The sequence below is a fragment of the Cupriavidus sp. GW823-FHT07A04 genome, assembly GCF_058794615.1.
This window is the reverse complement of sequence record NZ_JBXAHA010000011.1, coordinates 226,147-252,441: the sequence shown is the minus strand read 5'-3', so window position 1 is coordinate 252,441 and position 26,295 is coordinate 226,147. Positions and strand designations below refer to the sequence as shown.

Genomic DNA, 26,295 nt, shown 5'->3' with positions numbered 1-26,295 from the left:
GGTTGCGATGCGGTTTTGGTGTGATCTTACATGCTGGCCGCCATCACGCTTTGGCGCGGGCCTCGAACAAGGCGTCCCACATGCCGTCGACCCGGGCTTTGACCGCGGCATCCATCTGGATCGGACGACCCCATTCGCGGGTGGTCTCGCCGGGCCATTTGTCGGTGGCATCGATGCCCATCTTCGAGCCCAGCCCCGACACCGGCGAGGCAAAGTCGAGGTAGTCGATCGGCGTGTTTTCCACCAGCACGGTGTCGCGCGCGGGATCGACGCGGGTGGTGATGGCCCAGATCACTTCCTTCCAGTCGCGCACGTCGACATCGTCGTCCACCACCACGATGAACTTCGTATACATGAACTGGCGCAGGAAGCTCCAGACGCCGAACATCACGCGCTTGGCGTGGCCGGCGTACTGCTTCTTCATGCGCACCACGGCCATGCGGTAGCTGCAGCCCTCCGGCGGCAGATAGAAGTCGGTGATCTCCGGGAACTGCTTTTGCAGCAGCGGCACGAACACTTCATTGAGCGCCACGCCAAGCACCGCAGGTTCATCGGGCGGCTTGCCGGTATAGGTGGAGTGGTAGATCGGATCGCGCCGCATGGTGATGCGGTCGATGGTGAAGACGGGGAACCAGTCCTGCTCGTTGTAATAGCCGGTGTGGTCGCCGTACGGGCCTTCCAGCGCATGCTGGTAGCCGGACGGGTGATCCGGGTCGGGCTGGATGTGGCCTTCCAGCACGATCTCGGCCGAGGCCGGCACGCTCAGCTCGGACAGCGTCGGCGTGATGCAGCCGGCTAGCGCGGTGCGGCTGCCGCGCAGCAGGCCCGCGAACTGGTACTCCGACAAGGTGTCGGGCACCGGGGTGACGGCGCCGAGGATGGTGGCGGGGTCCGCGCCCAGCGCCACCGCGATCGGGAACGGCTTGCCGGGGTTGGCCAGCGCGTGCTCGCGGAAATCCAGCGCGCCGCCGCGATGCGCCAGCCAGCGCATGATGACCTGGTTGCGGCTGATCACCTGCTGGCGGTAGATGCCAAGGTTCTGGCGCTTCTTGTGCGGACCCTTGGTGATCACCAGGCCCCAGGTGATCAGCGGCGCCGCGTCTTCCGGCCAGCACGTCTGGATCGGCAGGCGCGCCAGGTCCACGTCGTTGCCTTCCCACAGCACCTCTTGGCAGGCTGGGCTGTTGACGCGCTTGGGCGCCATGTCCCACACCGATTTAACGAGGGTGAACAGCTTGCCGGCTTCGCGCAAGCCACGGGGCGGCTCAGGCTCTTTGAGCGCCGACAGAACGCGGCCGATGTCGCGCAGGTCGGTCAGGCTTTCGGCACCCATGCCGAGGGCTACTCTGCGTGTCGTGCCGAACAGATTGGCCAGTACGGGCACGCTATAAGTCTGACCAGGCCGATGGGGATCGCTCGGGTTTTCGAACACGACTGCCGGCCCGCCCGCTCTCAACAGCCTGTCGCAAATCTCGGTCATTTCGAGGTTGGGCGACACAGGCGCACCGATCCGTTTCAGTTCGCCAAGGCCTTCCAGTTGGCCCAGGAAATCGCGCAAGTCGTTGTATTTCATGATTTATTCGATTGAGGCGCAGGCACGTTAGCGCACCTGTCCATGCAAGGTGTGTGATGCAATATTCACATTAATATGATGGGGCACAAAAAAATCGTCCCAATTTGTATGTCCAAATTGTAAATTTTTTGACTCCGCCTCGGTGGGCAAGGAAGGCCTCCATGCTTTGCCAGTACTGAGTTTCACCCAATGGAGGGGGCACGGAAGTGCGTCAAAGACCCTTGTTACATATAACCAAAAGCTTTGTTTATTCGAAACGTTATTCTTGACGATGTATAAAAGGGTTCCTACAATCCGGTTCTGCTCGTTGGAGTGTTGCGGTGCAGCACATTTTCTTCTGCCCTGTCAAGGGGATTAGTGGGGAATTATCCATATCTGATCATATGAGCGGATGCGTCTGAGCAGGACGGATTCGATCGATCGCCCCGGCCGTGGCCGGGTGCTTTGAGTAGTTCGCGGCAGGGCAGGCTCCCCCAAGAGCCTACCCTGTTTCTCGTTGGGCGCATGGGGAGCGCCCACCAACAGGTGCTGGACGTCTTTGCTGGGCGGCGCGGCATCCTTACTTGAATACGCGGTCAACGGGCGTGCGGCGCAGCAGCGTGGCACGAAGCGGACAGCGGATGGAGGTAAGTATGAGTGGTTGGAAAACCCTTCATCTTCCCGGAGTCGGGCGGGCATTGCAGGTCCGTTTCAGACACCCGGTACCCGGAGTGAGTCGGGCATTGCAGGTCCGCCTTGCACATCCGGTCGCTGGCCGCGCTTTACGCAGTGGCCGCGCAACGTTGAAATATGCCCTGAACAGTCTCGGGGTTGTGTCTGTAGTCGCCGCGGTATCGCTATCTGTCAGCCAGGAATGGCGTACGGCCCTGGCCGGTGCGCTGGCTGGCGAGGAAGCGCCTGCGGTATTGATGGAAGCGGCGGTGCCAGCCTCCACGGCCGATGTGGCCGCGGCCAAGCTGGGCCTGGCGATGGCGCAGTCCAAGCCGGCAGGATTGCCGACCGTGTCCGGTACGGACGACTGGGGCCAGCAGCCCGCCGGCAAGGTGCCCTCCGTGGCTCACCTGGCCGCGCAGATCCCGGCACAGCGCGTGGCGCTGGATGCACGTAACCCGGCCACGCTGGGCAGCGCGCGTGAGCAGGCCGTGGTGGCTGAGTACATCGCGCGCAAGTATCGCGTGGCGGCGCAGGCCACCGCGCAACTGGTGAAGGCCGCATACCTGACGGGGCGCGAGGTCGGCATCGATCCGCTGCTGATCCTGGGCGTGATCGCGATCGAGTCCAGCTTCAATCCGTACGCGGAGAGCGGCGTGGGCGCGCAGGGCCTGATGCAGGTGATGACCAAGGTCCATCAGGACAAGTACGAGGCCGTGGGCGGCGTGGCAGCCGCGCTGAACCCGTACGCCAACATCAAGATCGGTGCGCTGGTGCTCAAGGACTGCATCGCCCGCGCCGGTTCGCTGGAAGGCGGCCTGAAGTATTACGTGGGTGCGGCGACCACCAACACCGATGGCGGATATGGCGCGAAGGTGTTGGCAGAGCGTGCCCGCCTGCGCCAACTGCCTGGCGTGCGCAGCGTCGCGGCTGAGCCGGTGTCGGCCAAGCCGGAAGTGGCGGCGGATGCCAAGGCACAGGCCGAGCATCGTCACGGCACGGCCGGCGACAAGCTGGAAGCGGCAGGCAACGTCCCGAAAAGCGCCTGATCGCGGGATCCTCGTATCTCGGGCAGCGCAGAAAAAAAGCACCCTCCGGGGTGCTTTTTTTCGTTGCCTGACGGCTCTGGCTGGCGTTCAGGCGAAGAACTTGCCCAGGCGCGCCATGGCTTCCTCGATGTTTTCCATCGAGGTTGCGTAGGAGATCCGGATGTAGTCGCTCGCCGTGTATGGACCGAAGTCCTGGCCCGGCACCAGCACCACGCCGGCATCGTGCAGCATGGCCTGGGTCAAGGCATCGGCATCGCCGGCGGACGGGTGGTTGACGCCACGGCAGTCCGCATACACATAGAAGGCGCCATCCGGCTTGACCGGCACCCGCAGGCCCAGCGACTCCAGCGCCGGCACGATGGCATCGCGGCGACGGTGGAATTCCGCCTTGCGCGCGTCGTAGATCGCCAGCGCCTCGGGGGAGAAGCAGGCCAGCGCGGCGTGCTGGGCGACGGCTGACGCGCAGATGAACAGGTTCTGCGCCACTTTCTCGAAGGCGCCTACCAGTTCGTCCGGGACCACGAGCCAGCCCAGGCGCCAGCCGGTCATATTGAAGTACTTGGAGAAGCTGTTGACGGTGATCACGTCGTCGTCGAGGCTCAGCGCCGATACCGGCGGTGCATCGTACGACAGCCCCTGGTAGATCTCGTCGACGATGGCAAAGCCCTGGCGGGCCCGCACGGCCTTCAGGATGCGCGCCAGTTCGTCCGGCAGGATTGAGGTGCCGGTGGGGTTGGAGGGCGACGCCAGCAGCACGCCGCGGGTCTGCTCGCCCCAATGTGTCTCCACCTGCTCCGCCGTGAGCTGGAAGCGCTGGGCCGGGCCGCTCGGGATCATCTTCGCGCGGCCGTCGAAGGCGGCAACAAAATGCCGGTTGCAGGGGTAGCTGGGGTCAGGCATCAGCACCTCCGCGCCAATCTCCACCAGCACGGCGCAGGCCAGCAGCAACGCGGCCGAGGCGCCGGCGGTCACCACCACGCGGCGCGCAGGGATGTCGATCCCGTACATGGTCTTGTAATAGCCGGCGATGGCCTCGCGCAGCGGCGCGATGCCCAGCGCGCTGGTGTACTGGGTGACGCCGCGGCGCATGGCGGCCTCGGCGGCCCGCACCACGGGTTCGGCGGCGGTGAAATCGGGCTCGCCGATCCCCATGTGGATGATGTGGCGCCCGGCACGCTCGAGTTCGGCGGCCTGCTTGGCCAGCTCCATCACGTGGAAGGCATCGATATTGGCAAGACGGGAGGCAGTGGCGAGGCGCTGCAGATCCATGGCGGGATAGGCTTGGTGGGCCTGATAGGCGGGTTGATGGGGGTTAGGCTGCAGTTAAGCTGCCGTTAGTCGGGTGTTGGCCGCGGTAGAAGTAAAAACACCCGCCGGAGCGGGTGTCGGTACGGCAAGCATGGCACCGTGAACGGCGCCGGTTGCCGTCGTTCAGCGTCGGGCGGCCAGTTCCGGCGCGCGCACCTTGGCGGCCAGCTTGTCCAGCACGCCATTGACGTACTTGTAGCCTTCGACGCCGCCAAAGGTCTTGGTCAGTTCCACGGCTTCGTTGATGACAACCTTGTACGGGATGTCCACGCAGTGGATCAGCTCGTAGCTGCCGATCAGCAGGGCCGCGCGCTCGACCGGCGACAACTCGCTCACCGGGCGGTCCAGGAACGGCTCGAAGGCGCCCGTCAGCCGGGTTTCTTCGCGGATCGCGCCATTGAGCAGTGCATCGAAGTGCTCGCGGTCAGCCTTGTTGAAGCCTTGGGCGTCGTGCAGGTGGGCCTGGATCGCATCGGTATCGTTGCGGTTCAGCAGCCACTGGTACAGGCCCTGCAGCGCGAGTTCGCGCGAGCGGCGGCGCGCGCTCTTGGGCGCTGCCTTGGGCTCGGCCTTGGCGACGGGCTTGGCGCTGGCGTCGTCCGCCGGCTTGCCGGCGGGGTTGCTGCTCTCGGGCGCGTCACTCATCGTCGTCCTCGTCTTCATCCGCTTCCTGGCTGCGCAGCGAATCCAGCGCGGAGACCAGGTTGGCCATTTCCACCGCGGCGCGAGCGCAGTCGCGGCCCTTCTCGCGGGTACGGGCATGGGCCTGGGCGTCGGTGTCGACGGTCAGGATGCCGTTGGCGATGGGCACATTGAAGTCCAGGCCGACGCGGCTGATGCCGGCGCCCGATTCATTCGACACCAGCTCGAAGTGATAGGTCTCGCCGCGCACGACCGCGCCCAGCGCGACCAGCGCATCGAACTGGCCGCTTTCAGCCATCTTTTGCAATGCCAGCGGGATTTCGAGTGCGCCCGGCACGGTCACCACCAGGGTGTCCTCGCCTTCGATGCCCAGCTTTTCCAGTTCGGCGACGCAGGCTTCGAGCAGTTCGGCGCAAACCGGTTCATTGAAGCGCGCTTGCACGATGCCGATGCGCAGGCCTTCACCTTCGAGGTTGCTGGGGTAGAAACCGTGATCCATCTTATCTTCTCCTGGGTTCGGGGTGGCGGCCCGCGATAGGCTCGCGGCCGCCGTGTATCCGGTAGTTCAGTTAGCCTGGCCGCCGCTCATGGGCTGGTAGCCAGTCACTTCAAGGTCATAGCCGGTCATGCTCGGCATTTTCAGCGGAGATGCCAGCACGCGCATCTTGCCCACGCCGAGATCCTTGAGGATCTGGGCGCCGGTGCCGTAGGTGCGCAGGTCCGGCTTCACGCGCGGGCGGTTTTGCGGCGCGTCGAGCGCCGAGAACTGCGTGAACAATTGTTCGGCCGTGTCGCCGCAGTTCAGCAGCACCATCACGCCATGTTCGGACTGCGCAATAGCCTCGAGCGCGGCGGGCACGCTCCACGAGTGCGTGGTACGCGACACTTCCAGCAGGTCCAGTGTGGAAAGCGGCTCGTGCACGCGCACCAGCGTTTCGTGATCAGCCTGCGGGTTGCCCTTGACCAGCGCCAGGTGGGCGCGGCCGCTCGGCTTGTCACGATAGATGATGCTGTGGAACGTGCCATATGGCGTTTGCATGGTGCGCTCGCCGGCGCGCTCGATGATGCTCTCGGTGCGGCTGCGGTAGTGGATCAGGTCGGCAATGGTGCCGATCTTGATGTGATGCTCTTGTGCGAACTCGATCAGGTCCGGCAGGCGCGCCATGGTGCCGTCGTCCTTCATGATCTCGCAGATCACCGCAGCCGGCGTCAGGCCGGCCAGGGCGCCCAGGTCGCACCCGGCTTCGGTATGGCCGGCGCGGATCAGCACGCCACCGGGCTGGGCCGTCAACGGGAAGATATGGCCGGGCTGGACCAGGTCGGCGGCACGGGCATCCTTGGCCACCGCGGCTTGCACGGTACGGGCCCGGTCGGCCGCCGAGATGCCGGTCGTGACGCCTTCGGCTGCCTCGATCGACACCGTGAAGTTGGTGCCGTGCACCGTGCCGTTGCGGCTCACCATGGGTTGCAGCTCGAGCTGGCGGCAGCGTTCGGCGGTCAACGTCAGGCAGATGAGGCCCCGGCCGTACTTGGCCATGAAGTTGATCGCCTCCGGTGTGACGAAATCGGCAGCCAGGACCAGGTCACCCTCGTTCTCGCGGTCTTCCTCGTCAACCAGGATGACCATGCGGCCGGCACGGATTTCGGCAATGATTTCTTCTGTACGGGCGATTGTCATAGCTTGCAGGCTGGGAAGCTGGCTGAAGTTTGGGCTGGAATTCTGGCTGAATTTCGGGCGGGATGGCTTGCTGGCCGGCTGCCGCTTCAGGGTATACCGGCTGGCCGCGGCAGCGGTCTGGCCCAATATTGTACGTCAACCAGGCGCCGCAGGGCGCGCGGCGCCCGTAGGGCCAATGCAGATGGCCCTGCGGGCGGCGGCGGCCGGCGGAAAGTCAGATGGCCTTGGCAGGCCGCGTGGGTGCCGAAAAGGCGTGGGTCAGGCGGGTTTTGGCGCGCTCAGCATCCGCTCCACATAGCGAGCGATCAGGTCGATCTCCAGGTTCACGCGCGCGCCGGGCTTCAGGTCCTGCAGCGTGGTGACCTCGATCGTGTGGGGGATCAGGTTGATCGAGAACGTGCAGCCGTCTTCGTCGTCGATGACCTTGTTGACCGTCAGCGACACGCCGTTGACCACCACCGACCCCTTGTAGGCCAGGTAGCGTCCCAGCTCGCGCGGGGCGCGCACGCGCAGTTCATGCGACTCGCCGACCGGCGCGAAGTGGGTGACTTCGCCAAGCCCGTCGACATGGCCCGAGACCAGGTGGCCGCCGAGGCGGTCGGCCAGGGTCAGCGCCTTCTCCAGGTTGACCCGGCCGGGCTTGTCCAGGCCAGCGGTCTTGTCGAGCGATTCGCGGGAGACATCGACGTCGAAGGCGTCGCCGTCCAGCGCGATGACCGTCATGCAGGCCCCCTGGATGGCGATGCTGTCGCCAAGGATGACATCGGACAGGTCCAGCCCGTTGGCACGGATGCGCAGGCGCACACCGGCATCGGCTGCGGCTTCGCTGCTGCCCAGCGGGGATACGGTTTCGATGCGGCCGACGGCCGCGACAATGCCAGTGAACATGATCGATGCTTGATGCAATGGGAAAACACGCATGCTAGCAGGTGCGCAGCGGATTCGTTTTGCTCGCGGCTTGCCGGCAGGCGATCAGACGTGATCGGCGCGGCGCGCGATCAAGCGCAGGTCTTCGCCGATCATGCGCACGTCGTGCCAGCGGAAGGCTGCGGCGTCCTGCAGCCGCGCCAGGGGCGGCAACTGGAACATGCCTTGCGCGTCGCCCAGCAGCTTGGGCGCGAGGTAGATCAGCAACTCGTCTGCGCAATGCTCGCGGATCAGCGATCCGTTGAGCTTGAAACCGGCTTCCACGTGCAGCTCGTTGATGCCGCGCCGGCCGAGTTCTTCCAGCATGTGGCGCAATTCCACCTTGCCGTGGGGATTGGGCAGCACCACCACTTCCGCGCCGCGGGCTTCCAGGGCGCGACGGCGCGCGGCATCGTCAAAGGCGCAGAACACCAGCACAGGCTTGGCAAAGTCGCCGGTGTCCGGCGTCAGCAGGCGCGCGTCCAGGGGAATTTCCAGTCGGGAATCCACCACCACGCGCTGAGGCTGGCGCGGCGTGTCCACGGCACGCACATTGAGCTGCGGGTTGTCGTCGCGCACGGTGCCGATCCCAGTCAGGATAGCGCTGGCGCGCGCACGCCAGGCGTGGCCGTCGTCGCGTGCCGCCTGGCCGGTAATCCACTGGCTGCTGCCATCGTGCAGCGCGGTGCCGCCGTCGAGCGAGGCGGCCACCTTGACACGCACCCAGGGCAGGCCACGCGTCATCCGGTTGACAAAGCCGATGTTGAGTTCGCGTGCTTCTTTTTCGAGCAGGCCGCAGCGTACGTCCACGCCGGCTTCGCGCAGCCGCTGCAAGCCACGGCCCGAAACAGTCGGGTTCGGGTCCTCCATGGCCGCCACCACGCGCGCGATGCCGGCGCGCACGAGCGCGTCCGCGCAGGGCGGCGTCCGGCCAAAATGGCTGCAGGGCTCGAGCGTGACAAAGGCCGTGGCGCCCTTGGGATCGTTCCCGCGCGCTGCGGCATCCTTGAGCGCCTGGATCTCGGCGTGATCCTGCCCAGCGGGTTGGGTGAATCCCTGGCCGATGATCTTGCCGTCCTTGGACAACACGCAGCCAACGCGCGGGTTGGGCGTGGTGGTGTACATGCCACGCTCGGCGAGCGCGAGAGCCTGTGCCATGGCTGCGTGGTCGGTATCGGAGAACATGAGGCCTGGTGCTTCCTGCCGCGCGGGCGGTGAGTTGGATATGGTTACAGTCATCAGGTGTCAGGGCGGCTCGGACTGTGCGAGGCCGTCGCAATCGGCATCCTGCCCCGGCGTGCACAAGCGGACGCGGCCGTGGGCACCGAGCCTTAGCTGCCGCTGTTCGCCCCGGCAGGTCACGGTGAAGGTGGCGGCGAGAAACCCGCCTTGCTCTGAGCGAGAGTATCCCACAGCTGTCATGCGCAGCGTATTGCTGCCTTGCGCGGTCGAGCGCAGGGCGATGCGCAGGCAGGCGTCGCGCAGTTCGACGACAGCAAGCAAGGCGGCGTTGCCCTGGCCCGGCTCGTCCCCCGGCTCCAGCGCCAGCCGCCAGCCGTGGTCCAGCGACGAAGCACCCGGCAAGGGCGTCAGTACCACGTCGGATCGCCGGGCTACGGCGGCCGAGCGCGCCACCGCCAGCGAGCCGGCCAGGCGGTCTGCCGCCAGCATCACCTGCTGGCGCGCCTGCAAGCGCTGCCAGGACGGGAAAGCCAGCGCCGCCAGGATGGCCAGCACGGCCACGCAGGTCAGCAGTTCGGCAAGCGTTGCGCCGCGACGCGAATGCCGGTGCCAATTCCGGTGCCAGATCCGACGCACGGCCGCCTCAGCACGCCTGGGGCAGCGGCACCGGCTCCGTGGCAAAGGCCGGCTGGGCAAGCCACTCGCCGGTGCTGCGCAGAATCAGCGTGCCGCATGACGCATCCGGCGTCTGCGGCACGGCGCGCAGCTCCACGCAATGCGCGAGCCCGCTGCCCGGGCAGGCACTGGCATTGATCCAATGACGCGGGCGCGCTGCCTGGGCGGGCACCGACTGCGGCCACTTGCCGGCAGCCGTCGCGCCGCCCGGCTGGGCGGCGAAGGTCATGGTGGCGAGCGCGTGGCGCTCCAGGTCCAGCATCAAGCCGATCAGTGCGCTGCGCGCCTCGGCGCGCCTGCCGCGTTCCATATGCTGGTGCCAGGCAGGCATCACCATTGCCATAAGGATTGCGGAGACAGTCAGCGTGATCAGCAACTCGAGCAGGGTGAAGCCGATTGGGCGGTGGCAAGGTGTCATGCAGGGAGCTCCGGGAAGCGGTGGCGCGGTTGGCGGTGGATTGGTCTGGAAGACGTATCTAGGCCTCACGGCGACCCGGAGCGGATCAGCTCGCGCCAGCTGAGGCGGCCGGTGCGGCGGCTGGCGACGCTGCGGTTGAGTGGCACGGCGCGTCCTTCCTCCAGGGACCAGAGCGTCAGGGTCACGTCCTCACGCGAAGTAATGCCCGGTAGCGGTGCAAGTTTGGGCGGTAGTGCCGCGCGTTCGAGAACGACGGTCGCCTCGGCGCTGGCCCCGAACCCGGTTGCTACGTGAGTGGGAAGCCCGCCAGCCTGCGCGCTGGCAGTGGATTCGCCGCTCAGCGCGTGGATCAGGTACGCGCGCTGGCGCGCGTCGGGCGTCCGAGTGACAAAGCCGAGGTAGCCCGGGTCGGCGGGGAGAAGCCGTTCCAGGCGCTCGCCGGGATTGGGAAGAGGCAAGTGCCAGCCAGCGGTGGATACTTGTCGGCCTTGAATATCCGGCGTGTGAGCCTGCCGGCGCAGCACCACGCCGCCTCCTTGAGGCTGGGCCACAATGCGTGCGCCGCTGCGACTTGGGCTACCTGCGTCTGCGAGGGCCGTGCCGTCGAATACCGCGCTGACATGGGTGCCGGTTCCGTAAACCACCAGGTGGCCGCCAGCGGCGCTGATCAGGGCAGGGGGCACGATTGCGCGCGGCGAAGGTGCTGGGTTGTCCATCCGGTAAATGCAGTCGACGCGCCGGCCGCTATCGCGCCATGGCATTGCACCGCGCAAGTCGAAGCGCCAGAGCCCGCCGAGGGCATCCACCGCGTACGCCGCCAGGGCCACGCCGGAAGTATCTGGCAGGATGCTCGCGGCAAGCAGCGCGGGGTTGGGTCCGGCGCTCCCGCAACCGCCGGCCGGCAGGAGCAGCCGGCGTATCGCGTGGCGTCCTTGCCACGGCGCGTGCGTGGGTTTGTCCAGGGGCAGGATGGCGATGCCGGCCTGTTGCCCCGGCGGATCGCGATGCGGCACGCCTCGGTGGGCTTGGCGACCGTGCGAGGCGCCCAGCGTCACCATGGCGTACCAGCGCGGGCCTTCAGGCGTGGACAGTGCCAATGCGCGGACGGGGCCCGACGGGGCCAGCGGCAGCGTGTCGGAAGCCCTGGCCTCCCAGAGCGGTCCCGCTGGTCGCTGCGTCGCCACATTCGTGATGTCGAGGGCGAAAACACCTGCCTGTGGATCGGCTGCGTCCGCCGGAAGGCCACACAGCAGCACGGTGCGCCAGCGGCCGGGTTCGAGCGAGACGTCGGCAGCCTCGGGGTGGGGGCAGGGTGTGGGACCCTGTTTTGGCATTGGGCGCGGCTGGTAAGCGAGTACTTCGTCGCCGGACGTCGCATTGAACGCGCGCAGCCTGCCATCACGCATGCCTAGCCAGACCAGCTCGGCGCGCGCACCGTGCAGAGCAACGAACTCGGCGTGGCCCGGCCAGCCAGGCATCCACGTGGGAGGCGGCACCAGGACGGGCTGCATGCTGCCCGCGCCCTGTGCAGCGCCAGCGAGCAGCAGTCCGGCGGCGAGTGCGGTCAGCGAGTCGTGGAACCGGGCGGAGCGCGTCATGGCTGGAACTCGCTTTGCAGCAAGCTGCGTACCGCCGCGTCGCGCGCAATGCCTAGCGCAGTAATGCGGAAACGCAGGCGCGGCCCCGTGCCTGAAGCGTAATCGGATCCCAGCCATTCGCCAGGAGGGCGCTCGTGCATCAACTCGACAACGTACCGCGGCATGGCGCTCGCCCCAACCGCTCCGGATGGCAAGGCCGGCAGGGTAACGCCGCTGAATGAGCCCATCGCGATGCCGGTGGTCTCATCCGACCGGCGCGAATCGAGCCAATTCAACCATGGTGGCGGCATGCCCGGGGCGGGCCGGCAGAGTCCCCGCTGCGCGCCGGCGCCGCATTGGCCCGGCGGTGGCCACGCAGCAAGGCGGCTATGCACTCCGGACGCGCCGTTGCTGAGCGCCGCCATCAACTCCGCTTCCGCGTCGAGCAACGCCGTCTCCGCCGCGCGAAAGGCGACCTCCTGTTCGAGCTGGTAAGTGGCCACTTGCCTGCTGGCGAGCAGGAATTGAAGGCCAGCCAGGGTTGTGGCGGCCACAAGCAGAAGCATCGTGGCCGTCAGCAGGAGCGTGGTGCTCCCTCCGGCCCGGTTACCGCGCAGCAGGCAAGGCGCAACCGTCGCGCTCAGCATAGTGTCTGCCTGCAGGGCCAGGTATTGCGCGGGCGCACGGATGCCGAGAACACTCGTCGTATCAAGGCAGGCCGGTCGTGCGGCGAGAAGACGAGGTCGTCGACATGGAGGCCGGTGCCGGCATGCGCGCCCGGTGGGAACAAGGTGAGTACGGCCGGCGCTGCCGGCAGCGCCAGTGGGCGCTCACCACGCAGTACTAGTGCCACCTGCACCACCAGTACCTCGCGCCAGGCCGCATCGCCCCTGGCGCGCAGTTCCTCGGCGCGCAGGAACGCGTCGGCCTTGCCATCGCCATCGGTATCGATGCCGTATCGCAACTGCATGGCCTCCACGCCGCGCACCAGGGCGCCCGAAGTCCAGCTTCCCTCCAGCACCCGCCCGTCGCGCCGGCTGGCATAGCGGCATAACAGTTGCGGCTCGCCATCCGCGCCGGTGGCGATATAGATCAGGCTCTCCCCCGCATAAGCGCGGGCTGCGCCACCAGCCGATCCGCCAACGCTCACCGCCGGCAATGCATACCCGCTGCAATCGATCATGGTCTGGTCCGGTAGCGTCGGATCCTGCACGCGCCCGCTGCCGCTGAATCGCACCAGCAGCGCATCGCTGCCATTGATGCCACGGCGAGTGCAGGTAGGCAGCGCGGCAATGCCCGGCTGGCCGCAATCGTCGCGCCCTGACAGCGCCGGTGGTGCATTGGCCGGCAAGGCCGCGCCGACCGGCTGCCAACCGCTATGCCGGACCAGGTGGGAGAGGATCGCGAGCGCCCGCTGGCCGCGTTCTTCCAGTAGCACGAGATCGACGGCGGTGCGGTAAGTGACCTGGACGGCATGGAACGCAGACACAGCCAGCGCGCTGACCAGCAGGCTGAGAGCCAGGCCGACCATCAGTTCGATCAACGAGAATCCTTGTGCGCGACGAGCCCTCATGGCCGGATCCAGAGAGCGATGACGCGCAGCGCGGACGCGTCCCGCACGCCGCCGGCAGGTCTCGACGAAGCCAAGGACAGCGGCCCGACGACCGCCAGCCTTGATCCCGGCGAGCACCCGCCGCCCTCCGCCGAAGCAAGCGACTGGCACAGTTGGAGGTCATTAGGGCCAATGCCGCGCGCCTGAAGGGGAGACAGCGCGAGGCCCGGATCCCCCAATTCTGCCAATTCCGCGGCGGCCCGTGTAGCGTGGCCAAGAGCCTCATAGCCGCGCAGCGTGCCTAGTGCGAACGGCGCCAGCGCAGCAAGCGGCAGCAGGCCGACGCCGAGGACAGCGAGGGCGGTGAGGGATTCGACGAGGATGAAGCCGCCGCCGCGGCGATACAACGGGGGAAAGGCAGCTTGACGGATACGCGGTCTTGCTCGCACTTGCATGAAGGGCTCCCTTGGAAGGCGTTGTGCCCAAGAGTAGCCAGCATGCGCTCCGGAAAATGTTCCAGACTGTAGAGGTTGTGAGGCGGCTTGTTAATTCTGCGTGCCCGCAGCGCCAATGCGCGGAGCGGCGGCAATCCGATCCATCCGGTTGCCGCGCCAGATGGATCAGGGCGGTGCCAGCGCGCTCGCGGTGCAAGTGGTATCCCGCAACGGGTCACAGACTCGTGATCTGCCGAGCGCATTGATCTCCACCACGCGCTGCAGGGTACCCAGCGTGAAAGTTGCGGTCGCCGTGAGTTGGGATCGTGTAGCCGCCGTGATCGAATAGCCGACCGGTGAAAAGGCGACATATCCCGTTGCATTGGGGTTGGTATTGAAGGTGATGGTGATATCGCTGGGGATCGGATCGTATTGCGAAATCAATGTGTCACTCGTCGTGAAAGCACCGTCAGGCGTGCTGTGTTCAGAGAATACCTGCCAGCCATTGTTCCACGCCGCACCGATGGGAGCGACGGTGACATAGCTGTTGGTTGCGGCTGCCCCGGAGCGCGCCTGCGCGATGGCGGAGGCGAAGCCGTCGGCAGCCGAAACGAGGCGCTGCCGTCGCAGGAAGTCGCTCATGTTGGGCGTTGCCATGGCAAGCAGAATAGCGGCAATCGTCATCGTGATCACCAACTCTATGAGCGTGAATCCGCTCGCACGGGGGGGCTGGATCCGGAGCTTTTGCATACTTGCTTACCAGCAGCCTGCGGTCGTAGCATACACGCCGCTGGTAAGCATGTTGTACTTCTCGCCAGTACTGCGATAGACCAGTGTGCCGCACGTTGAGTCCGGTTTGATCGGGCTGGCTTGCAGTTCCACACACTGTCCATTCGATGCACCACATTGGGCCGCCAGGATCTGGTAGCTGCCGGTGGTGGGAGAATCTCCAGACCAGGTCTTGTAGCCAGTCCAGAGGGTGGTTGTACCCGCGCCGTAGTAGCTGTTTACCTGCGAAAAATGCCGCTCAAAGAGTTGCATGTCTTCGAGCAGGGCGGCCTTAGCTTCAGCACGCTTGCCCTTCGTAACATAGCTCGAGTAATTCGGGTAGGCAATCGCGGAAAGAATGGCAATGATACTCACCGTGATCACGGCTTCAATCAGTGTGAAGCCGCGCTGGGATGTCCTATTGGCGCGTTGCATAGCGAATCCCTTTCGATCCTAGTTCAGCGTGAAATTTCGAATCTCGCGCCATCCGGCACGGGCCTTGCGCATATTTGAATTGGTCGAATTTCCGCTCTGGCCATTGGCTCCGACAGATGCTGTGCCGGATGCGCCAAATGAGATGACCTGGGTGGTCTTCGTTTCGACGATGCCGCCGACCGCGCTGCGATTCGCGTTCGCGACGTTAATGACGATCACCGACGGCGCACCGAGCAGGCCGATGCTGGACAGATAGCCCGAAACCCCGTTTCCCGGCATGCCGGTCAGTGCGCCCAGCGCGTAGCTCCTGCTGCCACCGCTGGTGCCGCATGAATCCGTGCCGGTGTAGAGGGAGTTGAAGTACACGATCCCGTCCTGCGCAACCACGGAAGTGACTTGCCTCTCCGTCGAGTCAAGGAAGTCCAGAACCCAGCCAGGCTTGCGAGGCGCGGCATAGCCCGGAGCGTAAGACGAGGAATTGAAGGTGTACGACTTTCCGTCGGCAGCCGCCTGAATCGTTACTGCATTGAGCTTGCTGCGGTCGGGGACGTAGTTGGTGCCGCCGCCGTCGTAAATGCCATAGAACGAGTTGGTCTGGCTAACTGAGGAGGACGTGTCCGACAGTTCGTAATACTTGCCTGTGCCGAATAGCACCATGTACCCGCCGGGCGCGTAGACCACTTGCGGCTGAACCGTGATCGGCTGACGCCGCCCCTGTGAGTCGGTGGCGACAAACATCGGCTTACCGGGTGTTCCGCCGAAAGCCGGCAGGGCACCGGCGGTTGCATTGCCATTCCACGTGCTTGGGGTGCCAGCCACATTGAACTTCCACAAATTGCCCTGCAGATCTCCAGCGTAGAAGCTTGTGACACGGCCATTGGGGGCGCCAACGGAAGCCGGTGTGCTCAAGCCGTTCGCTGTAACGTAAGGCGGTACTGCCACGGGCGCGGGCGTGACTATCTTGAAGTAATTGCTGTTCAGGGTCCACGCGGTACCCGCTGTCTTGTCCAGTGAAAGCAAGAACAAGGCAGCTGGGGCATTGGCGTTCGAATAGCCGTCATTCTGGTTGGGATTCAGGCCATTGCCGACCACGACAAACCATTTGTAGACGGGGTTGCCGCTGGTATCCGTACCGGTTTGCAGCTTGGCGACGATCGGCGGGCCCATGACATTGCCCATGTCGGCGTCATCCTTGTCGGTGAACTCCCAGAGGACGTTGGCACCGCTAAAGGCTGTACCGCTCTTGCCGCCATCCGGATCGGTCACGTCCAGTGCGTAGATGCCTTGCGCGCCGCCACCGAACCCGCCAGCGAGTACGGATTTCCAGGCGCCGTTGACTTGTGCTTCTGTGACCAGGGGCGTGGCATCCACGTATGGGCGGTGCGAATAGCTCGGTGATGTGAGCTGCGGCAGCGCGCTGAATATGGCATTGGGCACGTAAGCAAGGACTTCGTCGCCAGTATTCGCATTGAAGCCGTGCAGCATGCCGTCGTTGGTTCCGACGTAAACCATCGGGGTGCGGCCGGTGTAGGTGGTCAGGAAGCTGCCGTAGCCACTATCGGTACGGGTTGCGGCAGGGTCACCCACAAAGACCGGGCCTGATCCGATGATGTCGCCGAATACCATCGTGCGGGCTCTGAACGGACCGCCACCGCCTTGCCCATTGCTTTCCTGTGTCCGGTCGCCACGAAGATAGTTGAGGCGATTTTGGCCGTTGCCATCATTCAAGCCAGAGTCAGGGTTGAGATTGAGTAGCGCCTGTTGCGCAGACGAGATGGCGTTCCCGGTGAACTGAAAGGGAACTCCCGCGCCGCTGGTCGAGTTGAGGGTGAAAATGGAGCGCGTACTCGGGCTCTTGCTGGCGAGCCGGTTCCCTGCCTCCCACGTTCTGGTCTGCGCGATCGTTACGGCCGTGCCGTCAGCGCTTTTGGAGATAGCATAGGCGCTCAACTGGCCGTTCCATTTCTGGTCGAACCCGGGCGTGTAGACAAAACCATTCTGCACGATGCGGTTGCTAGTGAGCGCGATGCCGGAGAGCGTGCCCGCGGAACTCGTGATCTGGACGAAGATCTTCTTGATGGCATCGATCATGGCCTGCGGCTGGCTTGCGAGGAACCAGTTCGATGGGACGTTCGATCCCGTGGGCGCAGCTTCCCACTCCGTGTTATTGGTAACGGTCGTTCCGCCCTGGCCGGCTGCCTTGAAGGGATTTCCGTCCCCGTTGCCACCGTCGATCTTATCATCCTTGAATCCGCCGTACTTTGCGGCGAGAAAGATCTGGCTCTGACGCTGGGTTGCGCCGACCGTTCCGTTTCCGGCTTCATTGACATCGATGCCAAACGTCGTGACGCGCGCAGAGGGCATGTCGGGGCGAAACGACGAGGTGTGCGCCCAGTAGGCGACCCCCGCAATGTAATAGGTTGACCAGTTAGAGGTCGGATGCAGGATGTCGCCCAGATTCGTGAACGAGGAGGGCAGGGGGGTGGCATTGCCCGCCGCTGGCGTGTTGGTTTCCAGTGCTCCGACCTTGTTGGTCCACGCTCGCACATCGAATCCGCTATAGCTGTCCACTGCCCGGGCAGGGTCGCCGTGCGAGGTGTCGACGTTGCCTGGAATGTAGTGATCCTCGTGGGTATTGATGTCGCCAATCGTCACGACGTAGTTGCGCTGGCAACTGTTGAGCATCGGGTCGGCATCCCAGGTCGTGTAGACGGGGAAGTTGTCTGCATAGGTCGTATTCGGAAGGCCGCTGATAGCTTGTGGGGTGGGGCCGTCCTTGTGGAACTGGAGGTAGCGGATGCTCTCGTAGAACAGTTCGCTGATCGGGTCATACGTCTTGTAGTTGCCGAGCGGGTTATCTGTTGGGCCGCCAAGGTCGCCCATTGTCTTGCCACTGAGTTGCGTGCTCGTGCGGCCAAACTGATTGAGGTAGTTGATAACCCCGCTGATTCCTTCTGTGCGGTTGAGCGGGTTCCGATAGAACACGCCCGTTGCCGGATCCCATTCCTTTGCGGTATTTGCGATCGTTCTCAGGTTGGAGTCAACCGCAGTAGTGCCGACATACTTCATCGGGGCCCGCAGCACCCCACCATAGCGCTCGTTCGGTGTCTTGCTGGTGTCATTGGTGCCGTCGTTCAGATAGCCGAAAGCCGCAAAACGCACGCGATCGGCATTTCTTTGCATCTGGCCGACGGGCTTGTAGTTGCTGCCATAGTTGTAGCAGAGGTCGGTGCGCGTAGTTGCCTCGCCGCTATCGCAAACCTGAATCTGGACACGGAAGCTACGTCGTTCCGTCAGCTTGCTGTTCTTGTAAACGTCGGCATATTTTCCCGGGCTCCCGCAGTTGCCGCTGCTATCGTCCGCATCGGAGAAGAAGATGTGGTTGCCACACGAAGCAATATAAATCGTGCTGTACGAGAACGGCGTTACCGCACTCGGCGCGCTGCTGATGTTGCTGACGGCCGTGACGCTCTTGACCGGGAAGTAACTATTGCTGCGGAAAAAGTCCGATCGGAGCACGGCACGCTGCAAGACCGTCTGGGTCGTGGTGTCCACCACGCGGTCGCCGCCGGTCATCGCCATCCGCAGTTCGTCGATCGAGGACGACGCGGCCCAGTTCATGAAGTTTCCGCTAAATGCGCTGGAACATTCATGGCCTCCATTGCCGGAGGCGTTGCCGCTGCTTGCAAAATAGCCATTGGTGCTGTCGTATGTATAGCACTTGGCTGCATTGAAGTAACCGAGGTAAGTCGTATTGTAGTTATATGACGTGTCGACGTTCTTCGAATTCAAGGGGCCGCGGTAGGCAGTACCCGTAGTCGGGAACTCTACCGAGAGCGTCATCATCAGGTTGGGGTGAATGTTTTGCGATTGCCCGAATAGAGGGGTCTGCGCAATTGTCACGGTTGGCACGCTAGGCGTGCTTGCCGCCCAAAGTGCAGTAGCCCATAGCATCGCGCACAGAGGCAACAGGCGTCGGAGTGTATTCATGAATTCGTTCCCGATTCGATGCTGGCTGTTCTAGTTGTCCGTCTTGCGGTACAGCGACTGAACCATTGCCTGGGTGGCGTTGTTGGGGCCAAAGCCAACCGCTGTCACCCGATACATATAGCGCGTGTTGTCAACGGCGCCGCCAATGGATTGATCAGGAAGCAACTCGATGATGTAGCGAGGCTTCTGGCTTGGAGTCAGGCCCGTCCCGGTCGGGAATGTCCGGCCCGTAAAGGTACCGTAGGCCACCGTCTGCGGGTTGGTGGCAGAAGCGCTCCAGCTAACGGTGTTCCATATCTGTGCATTGATATTTGCCAATGTATTGCACAGGCCCTGGTAGGGAGCGGCTACCGTTGTCCCGATATTGCATCCACCGTCGACCGTGAAGCCCGTCGCCGCTGTCGGCTGGAAAATTACCGAGCGGCTCTTGGGGCCGGTTGTGTTCTGGATGTCCATTTCGGCATCGCGCAAGGCGGCCTCAGCTGCCTGGAACGCAATCTCGAAATCGCGTTGATTGCGGGTTGTGCGTTTTGAGTCCAGCGCCAATCTCGCGCCACCCAGTGCCAGCACGGATATGACGAGCAGCATGATCAGCGCGGTGACCAGGGCAAAGCCGCGGGCTGGATATTTCACTGCTGGATGGTTCAGAGGCACGAAGGATCTCCCTGCATGCAACTCAGGTAGTTGCGCACTTGCACCGTTGCCGTGAACAGGCGGCGCGCGGACTGTGGGTTTTGAGTCGGCGTGAACGTGCCATCGGCGCCGTTGTATATAGGACCGAAGAGCTGGATCGTGGGCTGCCCGGAACTGTCTGCGCTTGCATTGTCGCCTCGCACGACCAAAGCCACCTTCAGCGCATAGACGCGTGCCCATTCGGCTGCGCCGACCTGGCTGGCGGGAACGAACTTGTCCGCCACTTCATCGTCATCTGTGGATACGCCGTAGAGCACCTGCAAGTTCTCTACGCCCGGGATAAGTTGCTGCGCGACAAAGGTAGACGTCTCCTTGCCGGATGCGCGCCGCCGGTATTTGCACATCAGATAGGGCAGGCCATCGGCGCCGTTCTGCACATAGAGAATCGAGAGTCCGCGTTGACTTGCCGCACTATCGATGCTGGACGGCGCGGCGACGGCTTGTCCGGAGCAATCCACCATGGATCCATCGCTCACGGTCGGGTCAGCCGCCGTCCCGACGCCGAAGAATCGAGTCAGCAACACGTCGCTGGCATTGACGGCGGCGCCAGCATCGCAACCCAGCGTCTCGTTGTCCGAGGGAGTTGAGCAGTTGTCCAGTCCCATCAGCATCTGCGAGCTGATCTGCATTGAGCCACCATCGCTGGCCGGAGGCGTGTAGGCAATCTGACGCAACATTCGTGAAACGACGCCGATCGCGAACTGACCGCGCTCCTCGAGGTTGGCGCTGTCATTGATGCTGCTATAGGTGCTGCGGGTCAGTAGGTAAAAGGAAGTTGATGCAACCAGCACCAGCATGCCAAGCGTCAGTGCAACCATCAGTTCGACCATGGAGAAGCCTGAGCTTCGCCGGCGACGACGGGGTGGTTGTCCGGAGCCGGCCATGAGCGTTCTCAATTGCTGACTCCCGGGTTGGCCACAATAACGATTTGTGGCGTTGCCGAGCCGTCGGCGGCTTGCGTGTCTGGCATGGTTGTACCGGTCGCGACATCTACCCCCGGCTTGTCGGCGAATCGAGATACCCAGCCCATCTTGATGACGATCGGGCTATCGCTGGCTTGGCCCGTGCCGCCGGCCGTGGCGTTGCACGCCCAGGTGTAGCCTGCGGAGGTGGAATAGTTGCTGGAGTCCCGGCAGATTACTGCACGCCCACCCGGCAGGGCCGTCTGGACGCGTCGCGTCCATTCGGCCAAATCGAACGTGACCATGTTGGCTGCGCAAACCGGGCTGCCGGACGTGCATGGAGTGGTAAAGAAATTGGCGCCCGTCGGCACCGCCGGGGCGCCGGTGCTCGTGTCGAAGAAGTAGCTGCTGTTACTGGCGAGCATTTGCGCGCTGTTAGCCCGCATGCGGTCTGCCATATCGCTGGCGAGCTGCAGCGCCAGCGTGTCATAGGACGCTTGTTGGGAGAATCGGAATGATTTGATAAGAAGATTTGCCACGCCGAGCACGCCGATGGCGAGCACGACGATTGCCACCAATGCTTCGAGCATGGTGAAGCCGGCCGTCCCCCGACAGCTTGACTGACCCATCTTGACCCTCGTCCGAAAAGACTACGTTCTTTTGGCTTTGTTCTATTTTTTGTAACTGCAACCCAGGTGGAAATATAGATATAGGAATTGCCACCTAGGACCCAGTTTGGGAGGAATTAAACAACGTCCACGTTACTTTTTCTACTGCTTCCGTGGGGTAGACGCCGAAAACTCATCCAGCATGTCGCGGAATTCCGACACATCCTCAAAACTCCGATACACCGAAGCAAACCGGATATAAGCAATTTTGTCCAACCGGCGCAGCTCGCGCATGACCAGTTCCCCGACCTGGCTGCTGGGGATTTCCTTCTCGCCGAGGGCGAGCAGTTTTTCTTCGATGCGGGTGATGGAGGCGTCGATGGCTTCGGCCGAGACCGGGCGCTTGCGCAGGGCGAGGCGCATCGAGTCTTTCAGCTTGTCGCGGGTATAGTCCGCGCGAGAGCCGTTTTTCTTGACGATGGCGGGGAAGAACAGCTCGATCCGCTCATAGGTGGTGAAGCGGCGGTCGCAGGATTCACAGCGGCGGCGGCGGCGCACCGTATCGCCTTCTTCCGACATGCGCGTGTCCAGGACCTGGGTGTTGGAGTGAGCGCAAAAAGGGCATTTCATGCCTGACCACCTCGAAGTATGAGCCGGGGCGCGTGCCGCGCAGGCAGCGTTTTGTCATTCTGTGTCGCGCCGGGCCGGGTTGGCAAGGCCCGCCGCAGGCGCGGCGTGCGCCGCGGCGGGGCTGCCGGCCACCCGCGGGGGGGCGGGTGGCGCTGGGCTTTAGCCGTAGACCGGGAAACGCTTGGTCAGGGCTGCCACTTGCTCGCGTACGCGAGCGATGTTGGCCAGGTCGTGCGGGTTTTCCAGCACGTCGGCGACGAGGTTGGCCACCAGGCGGGCTTCTTCTTCCTTGAAGCCGCGGGTGGTCATGGCCGGCGAGCCCAGGCGGATGCCCGAGGTGACGAACGGCTTTTCCGGGTCGTTGGGGATGGCGTTCTTGTTGACGGTGATGTGTGCTTCGCCCAGGACCTTTTCAGCTTCCTTGCCGGTGATCTGCATCGCGCGCAGGTCGACCAGCATGACGTGGCTTTCGGTGCGGCCGGAGACGATGCGCAGGCCGCGCTCGATCAGGGTTTCGGCCAACACGCGGGCGTTCTTGACCACTTGCTGCTGGTAGGTCTTGAACTCGGGCGACAGGGCTTCCTTGAACGCGACTGCCTTGCCGGCGATCACGTGCATCAGGGGGCCGCCCTGGATGCCGGGGAAGATGGCCGAGTTGATGGCCTTCTCATGCTCGGCCTTCATCAGGATCACGCCACCGCGCGGGCCGCGCAGGCTCTTGTGGGTGGTGGTGGTGACGAAGTCGGCGTGCGGCACCGGGTTGGGGTACTCGCCGGCGGCGATCAGGCCGGCGTAGTGGGCCATGTCGACCATGAACAGGGCGCCGATGGACTTGGCTACCTTGGAGATGCGTTCGAAGTCGATGCGCAGGGCGAAGGCCGAGGCGCCGGCGATGATCAGCTTGGGCTTCTTTTCCTGCGCCAGCTTTTCCAGTGCGTCGTAGTCGATGTCTTCGTTGGCGTCCAGGCCGTAGCTGACCACGTTGAACCATTTGCCGCTCATGTTGAGCGCCATGCCGTGGGTCAGGTGGCCGCCTTCGGCCAGGCTCATGCCCATGATGGTGTCACCCGGCTTCAGGGCGGCGAAGAACACGCCCTGGTTGGCCTGCGAGCCGGAATTGGGCTGCACGTTGGCGGCTTCGGCGCCGAACAGTTGCTTGACGCGGTCGATGGCCAGCTGCTCCACGACGTCGACGTACTCGCAGCCACCGTAGTAGCGCTTGCCGGGATAGCCTTCGGCGTACTTGTTGGTCAGTTGCGAGCCTTGCGCGGCCATCACGGCCGGCGAGGTGTAGTTTTCCGAGGCGATCAGCTCGATGTGCTCTTCCTGGCGCTGGTCTTCCTTCTGGATGGCGGCAAAAAGCTCGGGGTCGATCTGGTCGATCGTATAGCGGCTGCGTTCGAACATGGCGAAAACTCGTCTGAAAAAAGGGGAATTCCGAATGGCTTCGGGGTAGGGCGCGCGGGGAAGGCACAGGCGACCGGCGCTGGACGCGTTAGCTATCCGGCGCAGGGCGCACCCTGCTTCCCATTCGCTGCCCAGGCGAGCGGCAGGCGCTTGAAACATCGCGCCAGAGAACTTTGCGCTTCCTCGTGGTAGTGCCCACTGACTTCGCCAGTCGCGCAAGATGGAATGGTTGGCGGCAGTTTAACGCGAGGCGCTGGCCCGCTGCAAGACGGTGCTGCGGGGCCAAAGACCGAAAGTCAATGCCTTGTCCGTCAGGTAATGTAATTGTTGTAATGTCGGACAAGGGTTTACACCGGGTCGGGCTGGCTGCCGTTACAATCGCGGCCATGAGCAACAATGTGTGGGCCTTGCGGGTGTACTGGGAAGACACCGACGCGGGCGGCGTAGTGTTCTACGCCAATTACCTCAAGTTCTTCGAGCGCGCCCGTACCGAGTGGCTGCGCTCGCTTGGCATCGAACAGCAAGCGCTGGCCGATGAGTCGGGCGTCGTCTTCATCGTCAGAAGCACGGCGGTGGACTACAATGCCCCCGCCCGTCTGGACGACTTGCTTGAGATCCGGACACAGATTGAACGGGTTGGCCCGGCGTCGGTCCAATTCGCCCAAGAAGCCTGGCGTGGTGAGCAATTGCTGGCTACTGGCGCCATCCGGGTTGGGTGTGTTGATCGTAGCACATTTCGCCCGACTCCCATTCCCGCTCCCGTCCTTGCAACCATCAAGACCGCTCGATGAATCCCGTGACCGTCACGCAAGACCTGTCGATCATTTCGCTGGTGCTGCACGCCAGTGTGCTGGCACAGGCCGTCATGGCCCTGCTGCTGGTGATGTCCCTGTTCTCGTGGACATATATTTTCCGCAAGCATTTCTCCCTGCGCGCCGCGCGGACCCAGACCGAGGGGTTCGAGCGCGACTTCTGGGCCGGCGGCGACCTGCAGGCCCTGTACCAGAGCGCGGCCAACAATCGTCACAACACAGGCGCGCTGGAACGGATCTTTGAGTCCGGCATGGGCGAGTACCTGAAGGCGCGCGAGCGCAACAATGACGCCGGCGCGCTGCTCGATGCCGCACGGCGTGCGATGCGCGCGGCCTATCAGCGCGAGATGGATGTGATGGAGTCGCATCTTCCGTTTCTGGCGTCGGTAGGTTCGGTCAGCCCGTACATCGGCTTGTTCGGCACCGTATGGGGGATCATGAACGCCTTCCGTGGCTTGTCAAATGTGCAGCAGGCAACGCTTGCGGCCGTGGCGCCCGGCATTGCGGAGGCGCTGGTCGCCACCGCTATCGGCCTGTTCGCGGCGATTCCGGCGGTCATTGCCTACAACCGCTACGCCACCGAAGTGGATCGCCTGGCCATCCGCTTCGAGAGCTTCATGGAAGAGTTCCTGAACATCCTGCAACGGCAGACCCGCTAAAGCGCCGAAGCCACCAACGTCTTCGGTCAAGGAGAACCAGCAATGGCAGCGATACAGCGCCGTGGCGGCTCGCGCCGCCGGGCCAGTGCCGACATCAACGTCGTGCCTTACATTGACGTGATGCTGGTGCTGCTCGTCATTTTCATGGTGGCGGCACCGATCGTGAATCCCGCCGTGGTTGACCTGCCCAGCGTGGCCAACGCCACCCAGCAGCAAAAGGCCCCCCCCATTGTCGTGACCGTGCATGAGGACGGCGCACTGACCGCGCGCGGCAAGGATAACGCCGGCAACAGCTTTGAGCGCAAGCTCGACAAGCAGGGCCTGATCGACTTCGTGCATCAGCGCCAGAACGAGAATCCCGATCAGCCGGTGGTGATCGCCGCCGACCGCTCGGTCAAGTACGAGGCCGTGCTGGACGTCATGTCAGTGCTCAAGGCCGACGGCGTGAAGCGCGTCGGCCTGATGGTCAAGCCCAAGTAAGCACCGCCCCACGCGATGAAAACCGCCGCCTATCCTTATCAGCCGGCCCCGGAGCGGGGAACCCTGCGTTCCTTCCTGCTCGCGGTTTTCATGCACCTGTTGCTGGGCATCGTGCTGTATTTCGGCGTGCACTGGCAGAGCAGCACCCCGGTGGGCGCCGAAGCCGAGCTCTGGGATGAGATCCCGGCCACTACCGCACCGCCGCCCCCGCCGCCTCCCGCACCGCTGCCCGTCGTGCAAGCCCGTCCCGCGCCTCCTGCGCCAGCGGTGAGGTCTCGTGCCGAAGAAGACGCCGAGATCGCCCTCCAGCAGCAAAAGCGCCGCCAGGCCGAGGCCGCCGCCCGCGAAGAGGCGCGCCAGCAGGCCGACCTGCGCGCGCGCCAGGAAGCCGAGCGGCAGGAAGCGGCCCGCAAGGAGGCGGCCCGCAAGGATGCACAGCACAAGGAAGACCTGCGCCGCGAAGAGCAACGCCGCGAAGAACAGAAGAAGGACGAGCTGAAGAAAGAGGCCCAGCGCAAGGAAGACGCACGCAGGCAGGCCGCGCTGCAGGAGCAGCGCAAGGAGCAGGTTGAGCGCGAGCGTAAGGAAGCTGACGCCAAGGCCCGCGCCGAGGCTAAGAGCCGTGCCGAGGCTGACGCCAAGGCAAAGGCAGCCGCCGACGCCAAAGCCAAGGCTAACGCCGAGGCCAAGGCCGCCGCCAACGCGAAGGCCAAGGCCGATGCGGATGCCAAGGCCAAGCGCGACGCCGCTGCCAATGCCCAGCGCCACAGTGAACTGGCGCGGCTGCAGGCCATGGCCGGCGGCGGGGCGGCAGTCGGCGGCGCCGGCGGTGTCGGCAGCAGCGCCGGCAGCGGTGCCGGTTCGGGCGGCAAGGCCTCGCCTGGCTACCCGGATCGCGTGCGTCGCCGCGTCAAGCCGAATATCGTATTTACCGAAGACGTGCCTGGCAATCCGGCCGCGGTGGTGTCGGTTCAATTGGCGCCGGACGGCTCCTTGATGTCCGCGCGGCTATCCAAGTCCAGCGGCAATTCGGGCTGGGACAACGCCGTGCTGCGCGCCGTGGAGCGCTCTGATCCGCTGCCCCGCGACGAAAACGGCAAGGCGCCAGCCAGCTTCACGATCACCTTCAAGCCTAAGGATTAAGAGGGACGGCGATGGTGACGACATGGGAACATTCGAATTGCAACATATTGCAACCTACGTCGATGCACCGCAGTCCCAACGCTACGATGACAGGTTGCCTGACGCAGCCGGCAAATGTGCCCG

The 26,295-nt window shown here is 64.2% G+C and carries 26 protein-coding genes and 1 riboswitch; of the genes, 5 read left to right on the top strand and 21 right to left on the bottom strand.

What is annotated here, in order from left to right; translation table 11 throughout:
• Window positions 1-43: 43 nt before the first annotated feature.
• The gene (gene ubiD / locus AC1Q7Q_RS20705; RefSeq protein ID WP_492373300.1) at window positions 44-1,573 is read right to left on the bottom strand and encodes a 4-hydroxy-3-polyprenylbenzoate decarboxylase; all 1,530 of its coding nucleotides are present in this window, start codon (window positions 1,571-1,573) and stop codon (window positions 44-46) included.
• Between the two features lie 632 nt (window positions 1,574-2,205).
• Here ubiD and AC1Q7Q_RS20700 point away from each other — a divergent pair.
• Entirely contained in the window at window positions 2,206-3,273 is a 1,068-nt protein-coding gene (locus AC1Q7Q_RS20700) for a lytic transglycosylase domain-containing protein (RefSeq protein WP_492373301.1), read from the top strand.
• A gap of 87 nt (window positions 3,274-3,360) precedes the next feature.
• Here the strand turns inward: AC1Q7Q_RS20700 and AC1Q7Q_RS20695 are convergent, their stop codons facing one another.
• The 20 genes from AC1Q7Q_RS20695 to glyA form a co-directional block, all read right to left on the bottom strand.
• Window positions 3,361-4,542 carry a pyridoxal phosphate-dependent aminotransferase gene (locus tag AC1Q7Q_RS20695; RefSeq protein WP_477135379.1) on the bottom strand — a complete coding sequence of 394 codons (1,182 nt, stop codon included), beginning with the start codon at window positions 4,540-4,542 and terminating at the stop codon, window positions 3,361-3,363.
• Between the two features lie 162 nt (window positions 4,543-4,704).
• Window positions 4,705-5,226, bottom strand: coding sequence for a transcription antitermination factor NusB (nusB, locus tag AC1Q7Q_RS20690; protein WP_492373302.1), 522 nt, complete (start codon window positions 5,224-5,226; stop codon window positions 4,705-4,707).
• Window positions 5,219-5,722 (bottom strand): 6,7-dimethyl-8-ribityllumazine synthase, encoded by a 504-nt coding sequence (gene ribH, locus AC1Q7Q_RS20685; protein WP_150984096.1) that lies wholly within the window; start codon window positions 5,720-5,722, stop codon window positions 5,219-5,221. Before ribH ends, nusB begins: the two co-directional genes overlap by 8 nt.
• Window positions 5,723-5,788: 66 nt before the next feature.
• On the bottom strand, window positions 5,789-6,901 hold the full coding sequence (gene ribBA / locus AC1Q7Q_RS20680) for a bifunctional 3,4-dihydroxy-2-butanone-4-phosphate synthase/GTP cyclohydrolase II (protein WP_492373303.1): 1,113 nt from the start codon (window positions 6,899-6,901) through the stop codon (window positions 5,789-5,791).
• A 258-nt stretch (window positions 6,902-7,159) separates the two neighbouring features.
• The gene (locus AC1Q7Q_RS20675; RefSeq protein ID WP_492373304.1) at window positions 7,160-7,789 is read right to left on the bottom strand and encodes a riboflavin synthase; all 630 of its coding nucleotides are present in this window, start codon (window positions 7,787-7,789) and stop codon (window positions 7,160-7,162) included.
• A gap of 84 nt (window positions 7,790-7,873) precedes the next feature.
• On the bottom strand, window positions 7,874-8,992 hold the full coding sequence (gene ribD / locus AC1Q7Q_RS20670; RefSeq protein WP_492373305.1) for a bifunctional diaminohydroxyphosphoribosylaminopyrimidine deaminase/5-amino-6-(5-phosphoribosylamino)uracil reductase RibD: 1,119 nt from the start codon (window positions 8,990-8,992) through the stop codon (window positions 7,874-7,876).
• Between the two features lie 60 nt (window positions 8,993-9,052).
• Window positions 9,053-9,625 (bottom strand): GspH/FimT family pseudopilin, encoded by a 573-nt coding sequence (locus AC1Q7Q_RS20665; RefSeq protein WP_492373306.1) that lies wholly within the window; start codon window positions 9,623-9,625, stop codon window positions 9,053-9,055.
• Window positions 9,626-9,632: 7 nt separating this feature from the next.
• A complete protein-coding gene (locus AC1Q7Q_RS20660) occupies window positions 9,633-10,082 on the bottom strand; it encodes a type IV pilin protein (RefSeq protein WP_492373307.1) in 450 nt (149 codons plus the stop codon).
• Between the two features lie 65 nt (window positions 10,083-10,147).
• Window positions 10,148-11,680, bottom strand: coding sequence for a pilus assembly protein (locus AC1Q7Q_RS20655; RefSeq protein ID WP_492373308.1), 1,533 nt, complete (start codon window positions 11,678-11,680; stop codon window positions 10,148-10,150).
• On the bottom strand, window positions 11,677-12,213 hold the full coding sequence (locus tag AC1Q7Q_RS20650; RefSeq protein WP_492387206.1) for a pilus assembly protein: 537 nt from the start codon (window positions 12,211-12,213) through the stop codon (window positions 11,677-11,679). The genes AC1Q7Q_RS20655 and AC1Q7Q_RS20650 overlap by 4 nt, the downstream gene beginning before the upstream one ends.
• Before the next feature lie 86 nt (window positions 12,214-12,299).
• Window positions 12,300-13,232 carry a PilW family protein gene (locus AC1Q7Q_RS20645; protein ID WP_492373310.1) on the bottom strand — a complete coding sequence of 311 codons (933 nt, stop codon included), beginning with the start codon at window positions 13,230-13,232 and terminating at the stop codon, window positions 12,300-12,302.
• On the bottom strand, window positions 13,229-13,666 hold the full coding sequence (locus AC1Q7Q_RS20640; protein ID WP_492373311.1) for a type IV pilus modification PilV family protein: 438 nt from the start codon (window positions 13,664-13,666) through the stop codon (window positions 13,229-13,231). Before AC1Q7Q_RS20640 ends, AC1Q7Q_RS20645 begins: the two co-directional genes overlap by 4 nt.
• Window positions 13,667-13,831: 165 nt before the next feature.
• Window positions 13,832-14,395, bottom strand: coding sequence for a GspH/FimT family pseudopilin (locus tag AC1Q7Q_RS20635; protein ID WP_492373312.1), 564 nt, complete (start codon window positions 14,393-14,395; stop codon window positions 13,832-13,834).
• Window positions 14,396-14,401: 6 nt separating this feature from the next.
• A complete protein-coding gene (locus AC1Q7Q_RS20630; RefSeq protein WP_492373313.1) occupies window positions 14,402-14,848 on the bottom strand; it encodes a type IV pilin protein in 447 nt (148 codons plus the stop codon).
• Between the two features lie 18 nt (window positions 14,849-14,866).
• On the bottom strand, window positions 14,867-18,838 hold the full coding sequence (locus AC1Q7Q_RS20625; protein ID WP_492373314.1) for a pilus assembly protein: 3,972 nt from the start codon (window positions 18,836-18,838) through the stop codon (window positions 14,867-14,869).
• Window positions 18,839-18,868: 30 nt separating this feature from the next.
• A complete protein-coding gene (locus tag AC1Q7Q_RS20620) occupies window positions 18,869-19,492 on the bottom strand; it encodes a pilus assembly PilX family protein (RefSeq protein ID WP_492373315.1) in 624 nt (207 codons plus the stop codon).
• Complete coding sequence (locus AC1Q7Q_RS20615) at window positions 19,483-20,415, bottom strand: PilW family protein (RefSeq protein WP_492373316.1); 933 nt, start codon at window positions 20,413-20,415, stop codon at window positions 19,483-19,485. Before AC1Q7Q_RS20615 ends, AC1Q7Q_RS20620 begins: the two co-directional genes overlap by 10 nt.
• An 8-nt stretch (window positions 20,416-20,423) precedes the next feature.
• Window positions 20,424-21,062, bottom strand: coding sequence for a type IV pilus modification protein PilV (gene pilV, locus AC1Q7Q_RS20610; RefSeq protein ID WP_492373317.1), 639 nt, complete (start codon window positions 21,060-21,062; stop codon window positions 20,424-20,426).
• Between the two features lie 141 nt (window positions 21,063-21,203).
• Window positions 21,204-21,671: a transcriptional regulator NrdR gene (nrdR, locus tag AC1Q7Q_RS20605; protein ID WP_006162931.1), complete on the bottom strand. Its 468-nt coding sequence runs from the start codon at window positions 21,669-21,671 to the stop codon at window positions 21,204-21,206.
• A 159-nt stretch (window positions 21,672-21,830) separates the two neighbouring features.
• Window positions 21,831-23,078: a serine hydroxymethyltransferase gene (gene glyA / locus AC1Q7Q_RS20600; protein WP_150984111.1), complete on the bottom strand. Its 1,248-nt coding sequence runs from the start codon at window positions 23,076-23,078 to the stop codon at window positions 21,831-21,833.
• 122 nt (window positions 23,079-23,200) lie between these two features.
• A riboswitch (ZMP/ZTP riboswitch) is annotated at window positions 23,201-23,303 on the bottom strand.
• A gap of 161 nt (window positions 23,304-23,464) precedes the next feature.
• Here glyA and ybgC point away from each other — a divergent pair.
• From ybgC to tolA, 4 genes are read left to right on the top strand one after another with little or no spacing between them, the layout of a single operon-like run.
• A complete protein-coding gene (gene ybgC / locus AC1Q7Q_RS20595; protein ID WP_043352192.1) occupies window positions 23,465-23,869 on the top strand; it encodes a tol-pal system-associated acyl-CoA thioesterase in 405 nt (134 codons plus the stop codon).
• A complete protein-coding gene (gene tolQ, locus AC1Q7Q_RS20590) occupies window positions 23,866-24,549 on the top strand; it encodes a protein TolQ (protein WP_043348531.1) in 684 nt (227 codons plus the stop codon). Before ybgC ends, tolQ begins: the two co-directional genes overlap by 4 nt.
• A gap of 42 nt (window positions 24,550-24,591) precedes the next feature.
• Window positions 24,592-25,029: a protein TolR gene (gene tolR, locus AC1Q7Q_RS20585; protein ID WP_043348529.1), complete on the top strand. Its 438-nt coding sequence runs from the start codon at window positions 24,592-24,594 to the stop codon at window positions 25,027-25,029.
• A 15-nt stretch (window positions 25,030-25,044) separates the two neighbouring features.
• On the top strand, window positions 25,045-26,172 hold the full coding sequence (gene tolA, locus AC1Q7Q_RS20580) for a cell envelope integrity protein TolA (protein ID WP_492387205.1): 1,128 nt from the start codon (window positions 25,045-25,047) through the stop codon (window positions 26,170-26,172).
• The last annotated feature ends 123 nt before the right edge of the window (window positions 26,173-26,295 follow it).

Bases quoted from the DNA above. Each gene is read 5' to 3' on its own strand.
- ubiD (WP_492373300.1), bottom strand. From the start codon at position 1,573: ATGAAATACAACGACTTGCGCGATTTCCTGGGCCAACTGGAAGGCCTT.
- AC1Q7Q_RS20700 (WP_492373301.1), top strand. From the start codon at position 2,206: ATGAGTGGTTGGAAAACCCTTCATCTTCCCGGAGTCGGGCGGGCATTG.
- AC1Q7Q_RS20695 (WP_477135379.1), bottom strand. From the start codon at position 4,542: ATGGATCTGCAGCGCCTCGCCACTGCCTCCCGTCTTGCCAATATCGAT.
- nusB (WP_492373302.1), bottom strand. From the start codon at position 5,226: ATGAGTGACGCGCCCGAGAGCAGCAACCCCGCCGGCAAGCCGGCGGAC.
- ribH (WP_150984096.1), bottom strand. From the start codon at position 5,722: ATGGATCACGGTTTCTACCCCAGCAACCTCGAAGGTGAAGGCCTGCGC.
- ribBA (WP_492373303.1), bottom strand. From the start codon at position 6,901: ATGACAATCGCCCGTACAGAAGAAATCATTGCCGAAATCCGTGCCGGC.
- AC1Q7Q_RS20675 (WP_492373304.1), bottom strand. From the start codon at position 7,789: ATGTTCACTGGCATTGTCGCGGCCGTCGGCCGCATCGAAACCGTATCC.
- ribD (WP_492373305.1), bottom strand. From the start codon at position 8,992: ATGTTCTCCGATACCGACCACGCAGCCATGGCACAGGCTCTCGCGCTC.
- AC1Q7Q_RS20660 (WP_492373307.1), bottom strand. From the start codon at position 10,082: ATGACACCTTGCCACCGCCCAATCGGCTTCACCCTGCTCGAGTTGCTG.
- AC1Q7Q_RS20655 (WP_492373308.1), bottom strand. From the start codon at position 11,680: ATGACGCGCTCCGCCCGGTTCCACGACTCGCTGACCGCACTCGCCGCC.
- AC1Q7Q_RS20645 (WP_492373310.1), bottom strand. From the start codon at position 13,232: ATGAGGGCTCGTCGCGCACAAGGATTCTCGTTGATCGAACTGATGGTC.
- AC1Q7Q_RS20640 (WP_492373311.1), bottom strand. From the start codon at position 13,666: ATGCAAGTGCGAGCAAGACCGCGTATCCGTCAAGCTGCCTTTCCCCCG.
- AC1Q7Q_RS20635 (WP_492373312.1), bottom strand. From the start codon at position 14,395: ATGCAAAAGCTCCGGATCCAGCCCCCCCGTGCGAGCGGATTCACGCTC.
- AC1Q7Q_RS20630 (WP_492373313.1), bottom strand. From the start codon at position 14,848: ATGCAACGCGCCAATAGGACATCCCAGCGCGGCTTCACACTGATTGAA.
- AC1Q7Q_RS20625 (WP_492373314.1), bottom strand. From the start codon at position 18,838: ATGAATACACTCCGACGCCTGTTGCCTCTGTGCGCGATGCTATGGGCT.
- AC1Q7Q_RS20615 (WP_492373316.1), bottom strand. From the start codon at position 20,415: ATGGCCGGCTCCGGACAACCACCCCGTCGTCGCCGGCGAAGCTCAGGC.
- pilV (WP_492373317.1), bottom strand. From the start codon at position 21,062: ATGGGTCAGTCAAGCTGTCGGGGGACGGCCGGCTTCACCATGCTCGAA.
- nrdR (WP_006162931.1), bottom strand. From the start codon at position 21,671: ATGAAATGCCCTTTTTGCGCTCACTCCAACACCCAGGTCCTGGACACG.
- glyA (WP_150984111.1), bottom strand. From the start codon at position 23,078: ATGTTCGAACGCAGCCGCTATACGATCGACCAGATCGACCCCGAGCTT.
- ybgC (WP_043352192.1), top strand. From the start codon at position 23,465: ATGAGCAACAATGTGTGGGCCTTGCGGGTGTACTGGGAAGACACCGAC.
- tolQ (WP_043348531.1), top strand. From the start codon at position 23,866: ATGAATCCCGTGACCGTCACGCAAGACCTGTCGATCATTTCGCTGGTG.
- tolR (WP_043348529.1), top strand. From the start codon at position 24,592: ATGGCAGCGATACAGCGCCGTGGCGGCTCGCGCCGCCGGGCCAGTGCC.
- tolA (WP_492387205.1), top strand. From the start codon at position 25,045: ATGAAAACCGCCGCCTATCCTTATCAGCCGGCCCCGGAGCGGGGAACC.